The sequence below is a fragment of the Variovorax sp. OK605 genome (assembly GCF_900115445.1).
In the GTDB taxonomy this organism is placed as follows: Bacteria; Pseudomonadota; Gammaproteobacteria; order Burkholderiales; family Burkholderiaceae_C; genus Variovorax.
On sequence record NZ_FOWL01000007.1, the window covers coordinates 290,948 to 309,657 of the forward strand.

Annotated in this window: 13 protein-coding genes; 4 read left to right on the forward strand and 9 right to left on the reverse strand. The window is 68.4% G+C overall.

All coding sequences use genetic code 11. From position 1 onward, the window contains the following. Window positions 1-22 precede the first annotated feature (22 nt). Together BM013_RS20120 and BM013_RS20125 are read left to right on the forward strand one after the other, a co-directional pair. Window positions 23-2,551: a penicillin acylase family protein gene (locus BM013_RS20120; RefSeq protein ID WP_093129408.1), complete on the forward strand. Its 2,529-nt coding sequence runs from the start codon at window positions 23-25 to the stop codon at window positions 2,549-2,551. 165 nt (window positions 2,552-2,716) lie between these two features. Next, window positions 2,717-5,218, forward strand: coding sequence for a penicillin acylase family protein (locus BM013_RS20125; protein WP_093129409.1), 2,502 nt, complete (start codon window positions 2,717-2,719; stop codon window positions 5,216-5,218). Between the two features lie 61 nt (window positions 5,219-5,279). On the opposite strand, the gene BM013_RS20130 is transcribed toward BM013_RS20125, so the two are convergent. From BM013_RS20130 to BM013_RS41265, 3 genes are all read right to left on the reverse strand, one after another. Then, window positions 5,280-6,428 carry an MFS transporter gene (locus BM013_RS20130; protein WP_093129410.1) on the reverse strand — a complete coding sequence of 383 codons (1,149 nt, stop codon included), beginning with the start codon at window positions 6,426-6,428 and terminating at the stop codon, window positions 5,280-5,282. Between the two features lie 357 nt (window positions 6,429-6,785). Further along, the gene (locus BM013_RS20135; RefSeq protein ID WP_177225517.1) at window positions 6,786-8,000 is read right to left on the reverse strand and encodes a PrsW family intramembrane metalloprotease; all 1,215 of its coding nucleotides are present in this window, start codon (window positions 7,998-8,000) and stop codon (window positions 6,786-6,788) included. Window positions 8,001-8,004: 4 nt separating this feature from the next. Then, on the reverse strand, window positions 8,005-8,355 hold the full coding sequence (locus BM013_RS41265) for a hypothetical protein (protein ID WP_177225518.1): 351 nt from the start codon (window positions 8,353-8,355) through the stop codon (window positions 8,005-8,007). A 535-nt stretch (window positions 8,356-8,890) separates the two neighbouring features. Here BM013_RS41265 and BM013_RS20140 point away from each other — a divergent pair. Further along, entirely contained in the window at window positions 8,891-9,907 is a 1,017-nt protein-coding gene (locus BM013_RS20140) for a TRAP transporter substrate-binding protein (RefSeq protein WP_093129551.1), read from the forward strand. Beyond that, entirely contained in the window at window positions 9,904-12,933 is a 3,030-nt protein-coding gene (locus BM013_RS20145) for a bifunctional diguanylate cyclase/phosphodiesterase (protein ID WP_093129412.1), read from the forward strand. Before BM013_RS20140 ends, BM013_RS20145 begins: the two co-directional genes overlap by 4 nt. Window positions 12,934-12,966: 33 nt before the next feature. Here BM013_RS20145 and BM013_RS20150 read toward each other — a convergent pair whose 3' ends face one another. The 6 genes from BM013_RS20150 to BM013_RS20175 form a co-directional block, all read right to left on the reverse strand. Continuing rightward, a complete protein-coding gene (locus tag BM013_RS20150; protein ID WP_143098310.1) occupies window positions 12,967-13,809 on the reverse strand; it encodes a hypothetical protein in 843 nt (280 codons plus the stop codon). 250 nt (window positions 13,810-14,059) lie between these two features. Next, window positions 14,060-14,779: a cysteate racemase gene (locus tag BM013_RS20155; RefSeq protein WP_093129414.1), complete on the reverse strand. Its 720-nt coding sequence runs from the start codon at window positions 14,777-14,779 to the stop codon at window positions 14,060-14,062. After that, window positions 14,776-15,465, reverse strand: a complete 690-nt coding sequence (locus tag BM013_RS20160; protein ID WP_093129415.1) for an aspartate/glutamate racemase family protein — start codon at window positions 15,463-15,465, stop codon at window positions 14,776-14,778. The genes BM013_RS20155 and BM013_RS20160 overlap by 4 nt, the downstream gene beginning before the upstream one ends. Next, a complete protein-coding gene (hydA, locus tag BM013_RS20165) occupies window positions 15,462-16,982 on the reverse strand; it encodes a dihydropyrimidinase (RefSeq protein ID WP_093129416.1) in 1,521 nt (506 codons plus the stop codon). The genes BM013_RS20160 and hydA overlap by 4 nt, the downstream gene beginning before the upstream one ends. A 20-nt stretch (window positions 16,983-17,002) precedes the next feature. After that, a complete protein-coding gene (locus tag BM013_RS20170) occupies window positions 17,003-17,938 on the reverse strand; it encodes an N-carbamoyl-D-amino-acid hydrolase (protein WP_093129417.1) in 936 nt (311 codons plus the stop codon). A 69-nt stretch (window positions 17,939-18,007) separates the two neighbouring features. Beyond that, window positions 18,008-18,694, reverse strand: a complete 687-nt coding sequence (locus BM013_RS20175) for an amino acid ABC transporter permease (RefSeq protein WP_093129418.1) — start codon at window positions 18,692-18,694, stop codon at window positions 18,008-18,010. Window positions 18,695-18,710: the final 16 nt, after the last annotated feature.

The following is an 18,710-nucleotide window of genomic DNA, read 5'->3' on the forward strand; positions in this document are numbered from 1 at the left end:
AGCATCAACTGGAGACACATCAATGAGACATTCGATCCGTCGCGGCGTGCTGCCGCTGTCGTTGCTCGCGCTCGCCACCGCGGCCGCCATCACCGCCTGCGGAGGAGGAGGCGGCGGCAACGCAGGCTTCACCTTCCTTCCGCCCGCCACGCCGGCCAACCCGCCGCCCGACAGCACCTACAAGGCCGAGATCCGCCGCACGGCCATGGGCGTGCCGCACATCAAGGCCGACAACTGGCCCGGCGCGGGCTACGGCTATGGCTACGCACAGGCCGAGGACGACCTGTGCACCATGGCCGACTCGTTCCTCACCTACCGCGGCGAGCGCTCGCAGTACCTCGGCGCCACGGCCAAGCTGCTGGCCGGCAGCACCATCGGGCAGCCGGTGAACCTCGAGTCCGACTTCTTCCACCGGCACGTGATCTCGGCCGACGTGCTGAAGAAGATGATCGATGCGCAGCCCGACAACCTGAAGAAGCTGGTCGAAGGCTTCACCGCGGGCTACAACCGCTACGTGCGCGACGTGAAGGCCAGCGCCACGGCCCACGCGGCCTGCCGCGGCGAGGCGTGGGTGCAGCCCATCACCACCGACGACATCTACCGCCGCATGTACGCGGCCAACCTCGCGGGCGGGTACAGCAATTTCCTGGCGAACATCTCCAGCGCCGAGGCCCCCGCCGCGGTGGGGCCGCTCAAGGTGTCGGCGCGCGGCCGCAGGAAGGCGGCCGCGGTGCAGCTCGCGGCGCTCGACGTCAAGGCGCCCGAGCTGCAGGTGGGCGGCCACGAGGGCGTGGGCAGCAACATGATCGGCTTCGGCACTGCGGCCACCGGCGACGCGAGCCCGCTGCTGTTCGGCAACCCGCACTGGTACTGGCGCGGGCCCGACCGCTTCTACCAGGCGCAGCTCACCATTCCGGGCGAGCTGAACATCAGCGGCACGTCGTTCCTGGGCATTCCGGTGATCCTCATCGGCTTCAACGACAACATCGCCTGGAGCCACACGGTGTCGACCGCGCGGCGCTTCGGCTTCTTCCAGCTCAAGCTGGCCTCGGGCGACCCGACCAGCTACATGCGCGACGGCGCGGCCGTGAAGATGCAGCCTTCGGAAATCACGGTGAAGGTGAAGGGCACGGACGGCGCCACGACACAGGTCACGCGCACGCTCTACAAGAGCGAATACGGACCCATGGTCAACCTGGCGCCGCTGAACAGCGGGCTGGCGTGGAGCCAGACCATGGCCTTCGCGATCCGCGACATCAACGGCGAGAACTACCGCACCTTCCGCAACTGGCTGCGCTGGAACCAGGCCAGGTCGCTCGACGAGTTCGTTGCCATCCAGCGCGAGGAAGCCGCCATTCCGTGGGTCAACACCGTGGCCGTGGGCCGCGGCAGCGCCAAGGCCTGGTACGCGGACATCGGCGCGGTGCCCAACGTGTCGCCGGCCCAGGTGACGGACTGCACCACGGCCGTGGGCGCTTCGATGCAGGCGACGCTGCCGCGCGTGCCCATCTTCGACGGCTCGCGCAGCGCCTGCGACTGGCAGACCGACGCCGACTCCGCGCAGAAGGGCGCCATCGGCGCGTCGCGCATGCCCAGCCTGACGCGCGACGACTACGTGGCCAACATGAACGACAGCTACTGGCTGGCCAACCCGAAGGCGCCCATGACCGGCTACCCGGACATCATGGGCCCGGCCGGCACCGAGGCGGTGAGCTTTCGCACCCGCATGGGCAACGTGCTGGCGCAGGGCCGCGTCGACGGCAGCGACAGCTACGGTGCGAAGGGCGCGACGCCCGACACCGTCAAGCGCATGGTGCTGAACAGCCGCGTGCTGACGGCCGAGCTGTTCAGGGCCGAGGCGCTGCCGATGGTCTGCGACGGCACGCCGATCGCGGTCGCCAAGGACCCGCTGACCAACGAGGACATCGGCCCGAGCATCGACGTGAGCGCCGCCTGCGCCGTGCTCACGGCATGGGACGGCACGGGTGTCACTGGCGCAAGGGGCGCGCACCTGTGGGACGAGTTCTGGAGCCGCGCGTCGCGGATTCCGGCGGCCTCGCTCTACAACGTGCCCTTCAGCGCGGCCGACCCGATCCACACCCCGCGCGAGCTGAAGAGCACCGCCGGCACGCTGCTGCGCGAGGCCTTCGGCGCCGCCGTGGCGCGCGTGCAGGCCAGCGGCTATGCGGTGGACGCGGTGCGCGGCGAGTACCTGTTCGCCACGCGCGGCGGCAAGAAGATCCCGCTGTACGGCGGCTGCGGCGGGCCGGGCTACTTCACCATCTCGTGCTCGGAGAACCGGCTCGACAAGGGCGGCTACACGATGGACGGCAACCCGAACGGCAACAGCTACATGCAGGTCGTGCGCTTCCCCGAAGGCGGTGTGGAGGCCCATACCTTCCTCACGTTCTCGCTGTCGGACGACCCGGCCTCCGCGCACAACGGCGACTACACGCGCGCCTACAGCGAGGGCCAGTGGCTCAAGGTGCCGTTCTCGGAAGCGGACATCAAGGCCGACGCGGCTTTCAGCAGCACGGCCATCGCCGAATAGCGCGCAAAGGCAAAGGCAAAGGCAAAGGCAAAGGCAAAGGCAAAGACGAGGCGGTGCGCGGTGCGCGGCGCGCCCGTGGCGCCGGTCTTTTAAGATCGGCGCAGAACGCGCCACGCACGCCATGCGCCACGCAGCTGCGTTCCTCCAACCCAACAGGAACACAGCATGCGCGCGAAATCTTCGGGCGGCCTTCGGCCGCTTTTTCTTGTGCCCGTCGTCATGGCCCTCGCGGCCTGCGCCGGCACCGCCGACCGGCAGGCATCGCAGGGCCAGGGCCCGTACAAGGCGGAGATCCGCCGCACCGCCATGGGCGTGCCGCACATCAAGGCCGACGACTGGGCCGGCGCCGGCTACGGCTACGGCTATGCCCAGGCGCAGGACAACCTCTGCACCATGGCCGAGGGCTTTCTCACCTTCCGCGGCGAACGCTCGCAGTTCTTCGGTGGCGACGCGCAACTGCCGGCCAACAGCACCATCGGCCGGCCGAAGAACATCGACTCGGACTTCTTCCACCGGCACGCGATGGCGCCCGACGTGGTCGAGGCCTTCGCGAACGCGCAGCCCGACAGCATCCGGCGCATGGCCGAGGGCTTTGCCGCGGGCTACAACCGCTACGTGAGAGAGGTTCGCGACGTGCGCGACGTGCGCGACGTGCGAGAGCTTCGCGAAGTTCGCGACATGAAGGCCGACGGCGCCGCAGGCAACGCCCATGCCGCCTGCCGCGGCGAAGCGTGGGTGCGGCCGATCACCGCGGTGGACATCTACCGCCGCATGTACGCCACCAACCTGGCCGCGGGCTACAGCAACTTCGTCGCGAACATCGCGAATGCGGTGCCGCCGAACGCGGCAGCGCCGGCCAAGGTTTCCTCGGCCGGCGAACAGGGCGCGCAGCCGTTCGCGCTGGAGGTCGGCGGCAAGGCCGGCGTGGGCAGCAACATGATCGGCTTCGGCACCGCGGCCACCGGCGACGCGAGCCCGCTGCTGTTCGGCAACCCGCACTGGTACTGGCGCGGGATCGACCGCTTCTACCAGGCGCAGATCACGATTCCGGGGCAGCTCGATGTGAGCGGCACCTCGTTCCTCGGCGTGCCGGTGATCCTCATCGGCTTCAACGAGAACGTGGCCTGGAGCCACACCGTGTCGGCGGCGCGGCGCTTCGGCCTCTACCAGCTGCAGCTCGCGCCGAACGACCCGACCAGCTACATGCGCGACGGCCGTCCCGTGAAGATGCAGGCGCGCACCGTCACCGTGAACGTGAAGCAGGCCTCAGGGGCGGTCGAGCCGGTGACGCGCACGCTCTACACCTCGGAGTACGGGCCGCTGCTGAACCTCGGCACCCTCGACCCGGCGCTGGCCTGGAGCCAGGCCACGGCCTTTGCGGTGCGCGACGTCAATGCCGACAACTTCCGCACCTTTCGCACCTGGCTGCGCTGGGGGCAGGCGAAGTCGCTCGACCAGCTGATTGCCGCGCAGCGCGAGGAAGCCTCGATTCCCTGGGTCAACACCGTGGCCGTGGGCCGCGGCAGCGCGCAGGCCTGGTATGCCGACATCGGCGCGGTGCCCAACGTGTCGCCCGAACAGGTCGCGCGCTGCACCACGCCCGCCGGCCAGGCCATTGCCGCGGTGATGCCGCGCGTGCCGGTGTTCGACGGTTCGCGCAGCGACTGCGACTGGCGCACCGATGCCGACTCGGTGCAGAAGGGCGCCGTCGGCCCCGCGCGCATGCCGAGCCTGCTGCGCGGCGACTACGTGGCCAACATGAACGACAGTTACTGGCTGGCCAACCCGAAGGCGCCGCTCACGGGCTACCCGGCCATCTTCGGCCCCGCCGGCAGCGAGGCGCAGACCTTCCGCACGCGGCTCGGCCACCTGATCGCGCAGGGCCTGGGCAAGGGCGCGACGCTCGATGCGGTGGAGCGCGCGACGCTCGGCAGCCGCGCCTACACCGCCGAGCTGTTCAAGGACCGCGCGCTGGCCATGGTGTGCAGCGTGCGCCGCATCGCGGTGAACGGCGATCCGCAGACGAAGGAGGCCTTCTCGCCGCCGCGCAACGCCGACACCGGCCCGGCGTGTGCCGCGCTCAGGGCATGGAACAACACCGGCGTGGCCTCGGCGCGCGGTGCCCATGTGTGGGACGAGTTCTGGGCGCGCGCCTTGCTGGTGCCCGCCGGGCAGCTCTACGCCGTGCCCTTCAGCGCGAGCGACCCGGTCGGCACGCCGCGCGGCCTGAAGGCCTCGGCCGCGGCGCAGTTGCGGCAGGCCTTCGGCGCGGCGGTGCTGCGCGTGCAGGCCAGCGGCTACGCGCCCGACGCGCCGCGCGGCGATGTGCTGTTCGCCACGCGCAACGGCCGCAGGATCCCGCTGTCGGGCGGCTGCGACAACCAGGGCTACTTCACGGTGCTCTGCTCGGAGAACCGGCTCGACAAGGGCGGCTACACGATGGACGGCAACCCGAACGGCAACAGCTACATGCAGGTCGTGCGCTTCCCCGCGGGCGGTGTGGAAGCGCATACCTTCCTCACGTTCTCGCTGTCGGACGACCCGGCCTCCGCGCACAACGGCGACTACACGCGCGCCTACAGCGAGGGGAAATGGCTCAAGGTGCCGTTCTCGGAGCCGGACATCAAGGCCGACGCCGCGTACCGCAGCGTGACCATCCGGGAGTAGGCGAGCAGGGTTGAGGTGGGATGGTGGGGCGGGGCGGGGCAAGGCGGTGCAAGGCGGTGCCTCAGCGCCGCTTCGCCAGCCAGTTCCACCCGGCGCCAGCGGCCATCAGCACGCAGGTGCCGAGGAACACGGCGCGCATGCCGATGTGCCCGCCCACGAAGCCGCCCAGCAGCGGCCCGGCCACCTGGCCGGTGTACTGCGCCGAGGTCGAGTAGCCGAGCATGTTGCCGGCCACGCGCTCGGGCACGTTGTGGCGGATCACGCTGGCAATGCACGGCAGCAGCCCGCCGAGCGACAGCCCCATCAGGAAGCGCAGCACCACCAGCTGCCAGCCCGAAGTGACGAAGGCCTGCGGCACCAGCAGCAGCGCCGACACCGCGAGGCAGCCGACGATCACGTTCCAGTGGCCCACGCGGTCGGCCAGCTTGCCCAGCCGCGAGGCCGACAGGATGCTGCCGAGCGCGGCGGCCGACATCACCAGGCCCGCCATCATGGTCACGCGGTTCGGGTCTTCCACCAGCGTGGCCACGTAGACCGTGATGATCGGCTCGATCGACATGTTGGCCAGCATCAGCAGCATGCCGGTGAAGAGCATGGCGACCAGCGGGCGCTTGTCGGGCACGGCGGCCCAGCCGGCGCCGGCGGCCTGGAGCCTGGCCTTGTCGGCGGGCGCCTTCTTTTCTTCGCGGATCAGGAACGCGGTGGCCAGGAAGGCCACGAAGATCATGGCGCCCGCCGCGAAGAAGGTCGCGCGGATGCCGATGAGCGGCGGCAGCACGCCGCCCACCAGCGGCCCGACCAGGTTGCCCGCCATGATGGCCGACGACATGGTGCCCAGCGCCCAGCCGGTGCGCGCCTTGGGCGTCTGCGTGGCGACCAGCACCATCGAGCCCGAGGCGTAGCCGCCCAGCAGCCCGGCCAGCAGCCGCAGGCCCACCAGCTGCCACACGTTGCCCGCGAGGCCGATCAGCGCCATCGCCACCGCCATGCCCAGGCTCGCGCGGATCAGCATCGGCTTGCGCCCGTAGCGGTCGGCCAGCCGGCCCCACAGCGGCGCGACCAGCGCCGCGCTGAGAAAGGTGGCGCCGTACGCCGCGCCCGACCACTGCACGATGGCCGCGTGGTCTTTCACGCCCAACTGCTCGACGTACAGCGGCAGGAAGGGCAGCAGCAGCGTCATCGCGATGATGGTGGTGAAGGAGCCGAACATGCACACGGCGAGGTTGCGCTGCCAGTGGAGGTGCGCAGGAGCGGCGGCAGGGGTGAGGGCAGGGGTGTCCGCCTCGGCTTGCGGGGCAGTGCTGGGTGTGGGATGCGTCATGGGGCCGGCCATTGTGTGGCGGCGGGGCCGAAGCCGCGCCTGCCGATTGGCGGTGACGGCCATCGCGGGGAGCGGGGGCGTGGAGGGCGCGGCGAGCGAGAAGATGGGCGGGAAGGAAGGGCTGCCTGCGGCGGCAACAGTTTTCCGACCACCGCGGCTCGTTCCAGATGACCGCGCCAACCGAGTGACTTCCGGATGGAAATCAGCGCGCAGCTGTTCTCCGGGCCGATCGAAGCCGCCCTGGCTTCACAAAGAATCGATCAGCGGTTTCCTGGCGCAATCAACGAACGCAGCTTCCATCTGGCTTCGAGCAAGGTGCACCGCTTGCACCTGCTCTTTGACTTCTTCGTGCCTGCCCGCAGCGGACGAGCGCAAGGTCAGCATGGCGAGCGCGCTGGCCTCGGCCTGGTACCTGCCGGTCAATCGAGCCGCTGCCCGGCCCGCACGTTGACGCGCCTCGTGGCGCCAACCGTGCCGTTTCTTCAGGCTCCCAAGCAAGGCGACCTCGTGTCGAGCGACATGCCCCTCCTCGGCAATTCCTGGCAACGCGGCGACTATTGCCTTTTTCCGGAGCTGGCGCATTTTCAGCACCAGGATTGCCATCGCGAAAAAAAGAGGGAGCATGACGGCCACGTAGATCTTGTAGATCATGAAAGGGTCGCCGCTGGCCAGGCCAGCCCAATCCCATACGCCATGCAAAGCTGTCGGGAAAATAAATCCCAGAAAAATAGAAGCCATCTGAATGGCGAGATTGCGCATGCCGGCGGCCGCAGCAACCCCCAAGCCAATGAAGGCGACGAAAAAGGAGTGCATGAACGGAACCATCAGTCCTCGCAACAGAAAACTCATGACCAGCGTCGCACCTGCAGCACCGTTTGCCGGGTCGCTCGCGAGATAAGTGACCATTATTTTTCCGAAATACATGATCTGCTCGCTGAATGCGAATCCTGCGCCGATCAATCCACCATAAACGATGCCATCGAGCAGTCCACGGATTTGAGTACGCCGATATACCAACATCCAGATGAGAAAGAGGCCTTTGAACAACTCTTCGGTCACTGGCGTAATAACCAGGGGGCCGAACCAATGGCCGAAATCGTTCCCGACCTGGGTGTCGACCAGGAGTTGCAAGCCCTCTTGTGACCAGATGGCGCAAAAGCCGGCCACGGAAGCGCCCCACGCAAAAGCCGAGAACAGCAGTCCCGGTCTGCCTTGCACCCAGCGGCCAAGCCACAGGAATGTCCCTGCTGTTGGAAGCGTGACCAGAACAGAGAGGGGAAACCCCCATCCCATTCCGGTCGTTCCAATCTTTGTCCAGACCCAGCCCAAAGCAGCAAGCCATGTAAAAAATGCTAGAAATGGCCACCCATACTGGCTTTTCGTCTTCTTCATATTGAGAATTTGGGTGTCGTCTGGCTTGCAACTCGAACGAGATAAGTTTTTCATGGGTTGAAAGCTCATGGCGTCACTCATCATCATCCAGCCACGGAAGGTCCCCGGGCGGCCCAAAAATGTAGTTTCCCTGGACATAGAACTGGCCGCCCTTCTTGGGTCCCCAGATGTAGAAGGGACCGAATTTTTTCGGGTCGTAGTCTATTTGAAGGTAATAGGCGCCATTGTTCCTCGGCCCGTAGATGTGCCGATTCAGTATGTAATATTTGCCCGACATCCTGGGCCCATAGATATAGCCGCTCTGGATGTAGTACTGCCCGACATTGCGCTGCATGCCTTCTCCATGGCCCGCGACGCAAGCGCAACTGGAAAGCAACAAGGCCGTACCCAGGTTGAGTGAAACGGCAGCTAGCCTGAAGCGCATGAAAACCTCCGGTGTTATTGCCGCAAAACATCACGGCGCGGCGCTTTAACGGACCTGCCTGGGTGAATCAATTTGCTTGAACCGATAGTACACCAGATTGGTCTAATGTCTACCAGTTCGGTTGGCAGCGCCGGCAACTCCAGGTTTGGGCGCCTTCCGGTCAAGAAAGCAGTGGTCAGCGGCCGCGCCGGCGGTGTCTCGGTAGCCCCTGGTGCCGATGTGCAGCAGGTCACCGGGGCTTCGTGCTCGCAACGCACGACCGGCTCCACGGGAACCAGGTCGCTCGGTTCGGACAGGCCTGTCTCGACGACATGGCTCGAACCGCAAGCAGCCTGGTGTCGCCGCGGCGACGGTGTGGACAGGGGGAAGGGCTGGCAGGCCACGGGGGGTGTCGGCCACGCAACGGATGCGCACTTTCACGGGCCGGGGCGCACCGATCCTGTGTAATGATGAAATTTGTGAAATTTTTTGCGCTTTGGCGCAATACCAGACCGGCGAGACCGTAGCAACCGTGGCTTATCTGATCGGCCTCCTGATGTTTTTTGCATCGCTGTGCCATGCGCAGACGACGCCTGTCCAACGCCTGCGCATCGTCGGCGGGCTGGGCGGCGTGACCCAATACACCCGGCATGAGGAACAGTTCTGGACCCGGGACTTGGCCGCGCTGAGCGGCGGGCGCTACACCGCCAGCATCGTGCCCTTCGACCGCGCGGGCGTGCCGGGCCAGGAAATGCTCAACCTGATGCAGCTGGGCGTGGTGCCCTTCGGCACCGCGCTCATGAGCCAGATGTCGGTGCAATTCCCGGAACTGGGCGCGCCCGACATGGCCGGCCTGAACCCCGACGTCGCCACGCTGCGCCGCGTGGTGAGCGCCTTTCGCCCCTACCTGAGCGAGGCCCTGCGCGAGCGCTACGGCGTGGAACTGCTGGCCGTCTACATCTACCCGGCGCAGGAGGTGTTCTGCAACAAGCCGATGCGCCAGCTGTCCGACCTGTCGGGCCGGCGCACGCGGGTGTCCGGCGCGACGCAGGCCGACTTCGTCTCGGCCCTGGGCGGCACGCCGGTCTACACCGAGTTCTCGCAGATCATGGCCAACATGAAGTCGGGCAACACCGACTGCGTCATCACCGGCACCATGTCGGGCCACACGCTGGGCCTGCATGAGGTGACCAGCGCCATCTACGCCATGCCGGTGAGCTGGGGCGTGGCCGTGTTCGCGGCCAACCGCGAAAGCCTCAACGCGCTGCCGGCCGACCTGCAGGCCCTGCTGCGCAAGGAACTGCCCCGGCTGGAGGCCGCGGTGTGGGCCCAGTCGGAGTCCGAGACCGAAGAGGGCATTGCCTGCAACACGGGCGCGGCGGCCTGCACCAGGCCGATCAAGGGACGCATGGTGGCGGTGCGGCCGTCGCCGCAGGACGACGCCCGCCGCCGGGAAATCTTCGCCACCCGCGTGCTGCCCGGCTGGGTGGAGCGCTGCGGCCCGGTCTGCGCCACCGTGTGGAACCAGACGCTGGGACCGGTGGTGGGCTTGCGCGCCCAGACAACCCGGTGAAATCGCACTTTCCGCGTCGAGTGACGGCCATCGTGTATGGCGTGGCCGTGCTGTTCCTCGCCACGGTGGCGGCCGTGGCCAGCGCCATCATCTGGGAGGCGCGCCAGAAGGCGATCAGCGACCACGAGAGCCAGGCGGTGCGTTTCGTCGGCGGCTCCGAGGCGGCGCTCAACCGCGCGCTGCTGAGCATCGACATGCTGCTGGCGGGCGCCAACGAGTCGCTGCGCAGCGCCGCCCGCGAGAGCATGGGCACCGAAGCCGGCCAGCGCCAGATCCACCAGGTGCTGGACGACGTGGTGCGGCAGAACCTGCTGGTGCGCCACGTCGCCTTCGTCAACGCCGACGACACCGTGATGGCCTCGACCGACCGGCGCGGCGCACAGCTGCCGCTGGCACTGCCGAGCGGCTTCGTGGCGGGCGTGCTGGCGAGCCCGGTGTCCACGCTGGCGATCAGCCCGCCCGCCTCCAGCCTCGTCACCTCGCAGCGAGTGCTGTTCTTCGCGCGCGCCGTGACGCTCGCGGACGGCGCGCGCGTGCTGGCGGTGGCCGAGGTGCAGCTGTCGCTGCTGACGACCATCATGACGCAGGGCGCCGGCATCCGCGGGCTGGAGGTCACGCTGGAGCGCGACGCCGGCCCGATGCTCACCAGCCTTCCGCCGCGCGACGACCTCATCGGCCGGCAGATCGAGCCGCCCCTGCGCGAGCAGACCAGCGACGGAAGGCCCTCGCGCATGGCCGCGCGCCTGAGCGGCCTGCCGGCCATCGTCGTGGCCCGCCCGACCCTGCACCGCAACCTGCTGATCGTGGCGAGCATTCCCCTGAGTGCCGCCCTGCAGGACTGGCGCCGCGAGCGCGACCTGATCGCCTGGACCGCGCTGGCCATCGGGCTGATGATCCTGGCGGTGGCGCGCTTCACGCACGTGCAGCTGCGCCGCCAATGGCGCGCGCAGATGGCGCAGGTGCGTTCCAAGGCCACGCTCGACCAGGCGCTGGAGTCGATGATCGACGGCTTCATCCTGCTCGACGCCGACACCCGCGTGCTCACCTGGAACCGAAGTTTCGTGGCGATGTTTCCGTGGACCGAGCCCCTGATCGCGCCGCGCGTGCCGTTCAGCCGCATCATGGACGAGACCGCGCAGCACGTGGTGCACCACCGCGGCCCGGCCGACTGGACGGCCCTGAACATGCCGCAGATGAGCCAGCCGCACTCCGAGCAGGAGGCGCTGCTGCAAAGCGGCCAGGTGATCCGCGCCACGCGCAGCCGCACGCCCGACGGCGGCACCGTCTGCGTCTACCAGGACATCACCGAGAAGCGCCGCCACACGGCCGCCATCGTCGAGAGCAAGGCCCAGCTGCAGGCCACGCTCGACGCGCTGCCCGACCTGCTGCTCGAAGTGGGGCTCGACGGCTGCTGCCACGGCTACCACTCGCCGCGCGCGCCGTTCCCGGGTGCCGAGATCGGCATCGGCAACGAGGACCCGGTCGGGCGCATGCTGTCGCAGCTGCTGCCGGTCGACGCGGCGGCCGAAGTCATGAGCGCGCTGCACGAGGCGCATGTCACGGGCTCTTCCAGCGGCCGCCAGTTCGAGCGGCGCGGCCTGCACGACAAGGCCTGGTTCGAGATCTCGGTGTCGCGCAAGTCGGTGGGCGGCGAGATCGATGCGCGCTTCATCGTGATCCTGCGCAACATCACCGAGAGCAAGCTCGCGGCGCGCGAGATCGAGCACCTGGCCTTCTACGACACGCTCACCGGCCTGCCCAACCGGCGGCTGCTGCTGGACCGCCTGAACCAGGCCATCGGCTCGACCGTGCGGCGCTCGCGCCTGTGCGCGCTGCTGTTCCTCGACCTGGACAACTTCAAGACGCTGAACGACGCGCTGGGCCACGACATCGGCGACGTGATGCTCAAGCAGGTCGCGCAGCGGCTGAAGGACTGCCTGCGCGACGGCGACATCGTGGCGCGCCTGGGCGGCGACGAGTTCGTGGTGATGCTGGACGACCTGAGCGCGCAATCGGTCATTGCCACCTCGCAGACCGAGACCATGGGCGCGGCCATTTTGGCGCGGCTCAACCAGCCCTACCAGCTCGGCTCGCAGCAGCACCACAGCACCTGCAGCATCGGCGCGACGCTCTTCAACGCGCAGGACGCGTCGATGGAAGAGGTGCTCAAGCAGGCCGACATCGCGATGTACTACGCCAAGACCGACGGCGGCAACGCGCTGCGTTTCTTCGAGACCGGCATGCAGACCACCATCACGGCCAGGGCCGCGCTGGAAAGCGAGCTGCACACCGCCATCGCCGGTCGGCAGTTCGTGCTGTATTACCAGAGCCAGATCACCTGCGCGGACCGCGTGATCGGCGCCGAGGTGCTGGTGCGCTGGCGCCACCCGGTGCGCGGCCTGCTGCTGCCGCGCGAGTTCATCGACGTGGCGGAAGACACCGGGCTCATCATCCCGCTGGGGCTGTGGGTGCTGGAGACCGCCTGCATGCAGCTGGCCGCGTGGAGCGGCGACCCGCGCCGCAGCGCGCTGCAGCTGTCGGTGAACGTGAGCGCGCGGCAGTTCCGCGAGGAAGATTTCGTCGACCAGGTGCGCCTGGTGCTCAAGCGCAGCGGTGCCGACCCGGCCAAGCTCAAGCTGGAGCTCACCGAGAGCCTGCTGCACGACAAGGTGATCGACACCATCGGCAAGATGGAGGCGCTGGCCGGGCTGGGCATCCAGTTCTCGATGGACGACTTCGGCACCGGCTATTCGTCGCTGTCGTACATGACGCAGCTGCCGCTCAGCCAGATCAAGATCGACAAGTTCTTCGTGCACAGCATCGGGCTGAACCAGAAGGTCGAACTGATCATCCAGACCATCATCGGCATGGCGCGCAACCTCGAGCTGGAGATCGTGGCCGAAGGGGTGGAGACGCAGGAGCAGTGCGACTTCCTGGAGCGCAACGGATGCGGCGTGTGGCAGGGCTACCTGTTCGGGTTGCCGCAGCCGCTGGAGACGTACGAGATGGAGCTGGAGCGGCAGTGACCGGTGCCGGCCGCTCCTCTGCAGGGGCCTGCTTCAGCGGCTCTTGATCTGCGTGCGGGCGAACTCGAACACCGAGGTCTTGCCGCTCGCCGTGACTTCGAGCCGGACCAGGTCGTTGGGCTGCGGATAAGGGTCGCAGCAGTTCTTCAACACCAGGTCGCCCGTCACCATCTGCAGCGGCTCCACCGTGTTCAGCTGCAGGATGGAATTGGCCGATTGCTCCTGGTTCTCGGCGTTGTATTCGATCTGCCGGATGCCCAGCACGGTGGCACCGCCCACGGCCGCGCCGGCCAGCATGCCGGCGACGGGGTCGTACACACGCACGGTGTTCGAGCCGGCAAAGGTCGTCACGCCGCGTCGGCCCACCACGGCGCCGGAGTAGTTCGAGCGGTAGGTCTGGCGCGAGGCGCCGTAGGCGGCCGCACCAGCGGCAAGGCCGCCGATGATGGCCAGCGCGACTTGCTTGGCCTGCTTCTCCGACTGGATCTCCGCGATTCGTTCGGTGTACGTGTAGATCTGCACCGGCGCGCCGCGGAAGTAGGCCTTGATGTTGTCGGTGCTGAAGTTCACCGGCTCGGCGGTGTTGTTGGCGTAGCCGATGGTGAAGGTCGGCTGCGTCGGCCCTTGCGTCTTGAAGCGCGAGTACACGAAGAGTTCGCGCGCTTCGTCTTTTTCCGACAGCGTGCCCACGCCGTCGGTGTACTTCAGCGTCTGCTGAGTTTCCGGATTGGCGCGTGGCGTGTACGCGATGGTCGTCGAACAGCCGCTGACGAGAACCGCGAGCGCCACGAGGCAACAGGTGTTGCGCGCGACCGCGCCTTGCTGGCTGAGGGACTTTCCAGATTTGCGCGGCAAGGCGCTGCTGACAGCGATCACGAGAACTCCATTTGTTGTGCTTTGGGAATCGCAGGCCGCGCAGCCGAACTGACTGAAGCCTGACCACACAATCGTAACTTCTCGTTTCAAAATGTCAGCAAAAAGTCTCTGAACTGATGCAAATGCACCAAAACAGGGAGTCACATTTCGTGAATTTCTTCACGAATGCGGATGAAGCGGGCTCGTCCAGCGCTGCGGGAAGCGGAGGCCGGCAGGCTAGCCACCACATCGCCCGCGCGCCAGGCGGCGCTCAGGCCGCGCCGGGCCGCATCAGTCCGATCGCCTCCAGCGCCAGCGCGTCGATCGAATCGGTCAGCACCACGCCGAGCGCGGCGCGCCGTGACGGCGGTACCGCCAGCGGCAGTTCGGTGCAGCCCAGTACCACGGCTTTGGCACCTTGCTGCACGAGCAGGCGAATGCCCTCGGCCGCCGGCGCGAAGGCCTCGTCGATGCAGTTGGCCTTCACGGCGGCAATGGCGGGCACGCACAGGCGCTGCACGTCGTCGGGCGAAGGCTCGATCGGCTCGTAGCCCGCGGCGCGCAGGTGGCGCTGGTACAGCCCCATGGCAATGGTGGCGGGCGTGCCCAGGATGCCCACCTTGCCGTGCATCACGCCCTGGCGGCGCAGGTCGGCCACGACCGACTCGACGATGTGCAGCAACCGCGTCGGGCTGGCGGCCTGCAGTTCGTCGAACCACAGGTGCGCGGTGTTGCAGGGAATCGCGATGCAGTCGGCGCCGCCGGCCACCAGCGTCCGGATGCCGCGCAGCATGGCGGGCAGGGGGCTCGGGCCGTCGCCCATGCAGGCGGAGGAGCGGTCGGGAATCGCGGGGTCGTTGCACAGCAGCACGGGAATGTGCTGCTGGTCGCTGTCGGCGGGCGTGAGCTGCACCATGCGCAGCGCAAACGCGGCGCCGGCCAGCGGGCCCATGCCGCCGAGCACGCCCAGGCGTTGCGGCACGGCGCTCATGAGGCGAGCCCGTCGCGGTGCGCGCGGGCCAGCCGGGCCGCCAGTTCGGCGGCTGCCTCGCACGGGTCGATCACGGGCACGCCCACCGCCGCCTCGAGCGGTGCGCGCAGGTCGGCCATGCCGGCGCAGCCGAGCAGCACGACGTCGGCCCCGTCGACGTCGACCAGCAGTCGGGCCGCGGCGATCATCGGTTCGAGCGCATGCGCGGCGTCGCCCGAGAGGTGCACCGGCAGGTCCAGCGGTCGCTCGGCCGCCACGCGCTCGCGCACGCCCAGCGCCTCCCAGTAGCGCAGGTGCCGAGCGATGGCCGCGCTGGCAATGGCGATCACGCCCACGCGCTGGCCGCGCGCCAGGGCGGCGCGCATGCCCGCCTCGCCCAGGCCGACCACGGGCTTGTCGCAGCGCGCGCGCGCCGCGGCCACGCCGGGGTCGCTGAAGCAGGCGAGCACGAAGGCGTCGGCCTGCGCGGCATGCGCGGCCACGTCGTCGGCCGCGATGCGCGCGCCCTGTTCGAAGTCGGCCTGCGTCACGATGCCCGGCGGGCCGTCGTGCGCGGTGACGCAGTCGAACTCGCACTGCGCGGGCGGCACCGTCGCGCGAAAGGCGCGCGCCACGGCATCGGTCACGTTGGTGCTGCTGTTGGGGTTCAGCACGCGCACGCGCGGAGGAACATGCGGGGTGCTCATGGCGTGTCCTCCCCGAGGCCGATCAGCGCCTTCAGCACGCGGCCATGCGAGCGGTTCTGGCGGTCTGTACCCGGGACCGGCGCGCGGCGCGGCAGGTCGGGCGCGCCGCGGCGCAGGTAGGCGCCGCTGCCGCGTTCGGCGTGCAGGGTGTTGTCCTCGACCACCACGCGCCCGCGGCTCACCACCACTTCGGGCCAGCCCTGGATGGTGCGGCCCTCGTAGGGCGTGTAGCCCGCGTTGTCGTGCAGCATGGCGGCCGTGATGGTGGTTTCGCGTTCGGCGTTCCACACGGCGATGTCGGCGTCGGCACCCAGGGCGATGGCGCCCTTGCGTGGCGCCAGTCCGTACAGCTTCGCATGGTTGGTGGCCGTGAGCGCCACGAACTGGTGGATGTCGATGCGCCCCTTCAGGAAGCCTTCGCTGAACAGCAGCGGCATGCGCAGTTCGATGCCCGGCACGCCGTTGGCCATTTCCTTGAAGGTGGTGGCGTCTCCCTTGGGCAGCTTGCCGGTCTCGTCGAAGCGGTAGGGCGCGTGGTCCGACGAGTAGGTGGCCAGCGTGCCGTCGATCAGGCCGCGCCAGATAGCCTCCTGCGCATCGGCGTCGCGCGCGGGCGGCGAGCAGCAGAACATGGCGCCCTCCAGGCCGGGGCGGTCCATGTCGTCGGCGGTCAGGAACAGGTACTGCGGGCAGCTTTCGGCCAGCACGTTGGCGCCCAGCAACTGGGCCTGGCGGATCACCTCGACCGTGTCGCCGCCGGCCACGTGCACCAGCAGCAGCGGCACGTCGACCAGGCGCGCCAGCGCAATGGCGCGGTAGGCGGCCTCGGTCTCGGCCAGCGGGTCGTGCGCCACGCCGTGGAACTTGGGCGCCGTGTGGCCGCGGTCGATCAGGCGCTGCGCGATCCAGCGGATCATGTCGTTGTTCTCGGCGTGCACCATCACCAGCGCGCCCTCGGCGCGGGCCAGGGCCAGCACGTCGAGCAGCTCGATGTCCTCGAGCTTCATGCGGTCGTAGGTCATGTAGACCTTCAGCGAGGTGATGCCGTCGCGGATGGCCGCGGGCAGGTCCTGCGAGAGCGTGGTGGCGTCGGGGTTCGCCAGGATCAGGTGGAAGCCGTAGTCGATCACGGCCTTCTCGGCCGCGCGCTGGCTGTAGTCGGCCAGCACCTCGGGCACCGACATGCCGCGGTGCTGCGCCGCGAACGGCACGATGGTGGTGGTGCCGCCGAACGCGGCGGACACCGTGGCCGAGTAGAAGTCGTCCGCGCACATCATGCCCATGCCCGAGCGCTGCTCGACATGGCAATGGCTGTCGATGCCGCCCGGCAGCACCCAGCGGCCGGTGGCGTCCACGTCGCGCAGGCCCGGCGGCAGCGAGCCGCCGATGGCCGCGATGCGCCCGTCGCGCACGCCGAGGTCGCCCTCGATCACACGGCCGTCGGTGACGATGCGGCCGCCGCGGATCGTCAGGTCGAAGCGTTCCTCGCCGATCAGCGAAGCGATGGTGGTGTCCATGCGGGGCTCCGTGCGTGCGTTCAGACCAGGGGCTCGCCGGCGCCGGTGCGCTCGACGATCAGGCGGTAGTGCTCGGGGCGGCGGTGCTTGGCGAAGTTGAAGACGTGCTGGCGGAAGTACTCACCCAGCGACATGTCGGCCTTCACGCTGATCACCTCGTCTTCTTCGGTGAGCGAGCGCGCGACGATCTCGCCCGTGGGCGCCACGATGGCCGAGCTGCCGATCATGTGGTGGCCGTCTTCGGAGCCGCACTTGGCCGCGGCCGCCACCCAGATGCCGTTCTGGTACGCATTGGCCTGCAGCGACACCAGGTGCGTGGTGGTGCGCAGGTGCACCGGTTCGTTCCAGTGGATGTTGAGCGAGGGCGTGTTGTAGCCGAGCACCACCACCTCGGCGCTTTGCAGCGCCATCACGCGGTAGGTCTCGGGCCAGCGGCGGTCGTTGCACAGGCACATGCCGAAGCGCGTGCCCATGGTGTCGAACACCCGGAAACCCAGGTCGCCCACTTCGAAGAACTTCTTCTCCAGGTGCTGGAAGGGCGCGTCGGGCTTGTGGTCGGAGTGGCCCGGCAGGTGGATCTTGCGGTACTTGCCGACGATGGCGCCGGTGCGGTCCACGATGATCGAGGTGTTGTAGCGCGTGCCCTCGGGCGTGCGCTCGGCATAGCCGAGGTAGAAGCCCACTTCGAGCTTGCGCGCCTCGTCGAACAGCGGCTGCACCTGGGCGTTGGGCATGGTGGCCTCGAAGAAGCGGGCCTCGGCCTCGGCCTCTTCCATCCAGTAGCGCGGGAAGAAGGTGGTGAGCGCGAGTTCGGGGAACACCACCATCTCGGCGCCGCGGCCCTTGGCGTCGCGCATCATCTCCACCAGGCGGCGCACGACCGCCTCGCGGGTGTCCGACAGGTGCACCGGGCCCATCTGGGCCACGGCCAGGCCCAAGGTACGTTTGGTTGTCATCTTTGCTTCCTCAATCAGGGTTGGTGGTTGTTGGGGGGGCGGCCTGCTGCATGCGTCATGCGATATGGATCAGGCGGCCTTGGGTTGGGCGCGGCGCTGGCGTTTTTCCAGCCGGCCCAGCAGCACGACCAGCGGCCACAGCAGCGCGAGATAGATCAGCGCGGCCAGCACGATGGGCGTGGGGTTGTAGAGCATCGATTGCGCGGAGCGCGCGGCGTACAGCATCTCGGGCACCGAGACCACGCTGGCGATGGTGGTGAGCTTCACCACCTCGATCATGTTGCTCACCAGGTCGGGGAACACGTTGCGCACGGCCTGCGGAATTTCCACGTGCAGCAGGCTGGCCACGCGGCCCATGCCGGTGGACAGCGCCGCCTCGCGCTGGCCGCGCGGCACCGACTCGAGCCCGGCGCGCAGGATCTCGCCGAAGTAGCTCGAGTTGTTCAGCATGAAGCCCAGCGCCACGCAGGCCATGGGCGACAGCTCCACGCCCAGGTAGGGCAGGCCGGTGTACAGGAAGATCAGCAGCACCAGCGGCGGGAACGCGCGAAAGAAGTCGATGTAGATCACCAGCAGCGCGCGCAGCAGCCGGTTGCGGATCACGAAGCCGGCCACCGCCAGCACCATGCCGGCCGCCAGGCCGAGCGGGATCACCCAGGCCGACAGCAGCAGCGTGTTGAGCAGGCCGCGCAGGATGTACGGCGTGACTTCGCGCACCACGCCGAGGTTGAAGAAATACTGGAGGATGAGTTCCATGGGGGGCTCCGTTCGG

What these genes read in the sequence shown, in the direction of transcription:
- BM013_RS20120 (WP_093129408.1), top strand. Translation starts at nt 23, where the DNA reads ATGAGACATTCGATCCGTCGCGGCGTGCTGCCGCTGTCGTTGCTCGCG.
- BM013_RS20125 (WP_093129409.1), top strand. Translation starts at nt 2,717, where the DNA reads ATGCGCGCGAAATCTTCGGGCGGCCTTCGGCCGCTTTTTCTTGTGCCC.
- BM013_RS20130 (WP_093129410.1), bottom strand. Translation starts at nt 6,428, where the DNA reads ATGTTCGGCTCCTTCACCACCATCATCGCGATGACGCTGCTGCTGCCC.
- BM013_RS20135 (WP_177225517.1), bottom strand. Translation starts at nt 8,000, where the DNA reads ATGAGCTTTCAACCCATGAAAAACTTATCTCGTTCGAGTTGCAAGCCA.
- BM013_RS41265 (WP_177225518.1), bottom strand. Translation starts at nt 8,355, where the DNA reads ATGCGCTTCAGGCTAGCTGCCGTTTCACTCAACCTGGGTACGGCCTTG.
- BM013_RS20140 (WP_093129551.1), top strand. Translation starts at nt 8,891, where the DNA reads ATGTTTTTTGCATCGCTGTGCCATGCGCAGACGACGCCTGTCCAACGC.
- BM013_RS20155 (WP_093129414.1), bottom strand. Translation starts at nt 14,779, where the DNA reads ATGAGCGCCGTGCCGCAACGCCTGGGCGTGCTCGGCGGCATGGGCCCG.
- BM013_RS20160 (WP_093129415.1), bottom strand. Translation starts at nt 15,465, where the DNA reads ATGAGCACCCCGCATGTTCCTCCGCGCGTGCGCGTGCTGAACCCCAAC.
- hydA (WP_093129416.1), bottom strand. Translation starts at nt 16,982, where the DNA reads ATGGACACCACCATCGCTTCGCTGATCGGCGAGGAACGCTTCGACCTG.
- BM013_RS20170 (WP_093129417.1), bottom strand. Translation starts at nt 17,938, where the DNA reads ATGACAACCAAACGTACCTTGGGCCTGGCCGTGGCCCAGATGGGCCCG.
- BM013_RS20175 (WP_093129418.1), bottom strand. Translation starts at nt 18,694, where the DNA reads ATGGAACTCATCCTCCAGTATTTCTTCAACCTCGGCGTGGTGCGCGAA.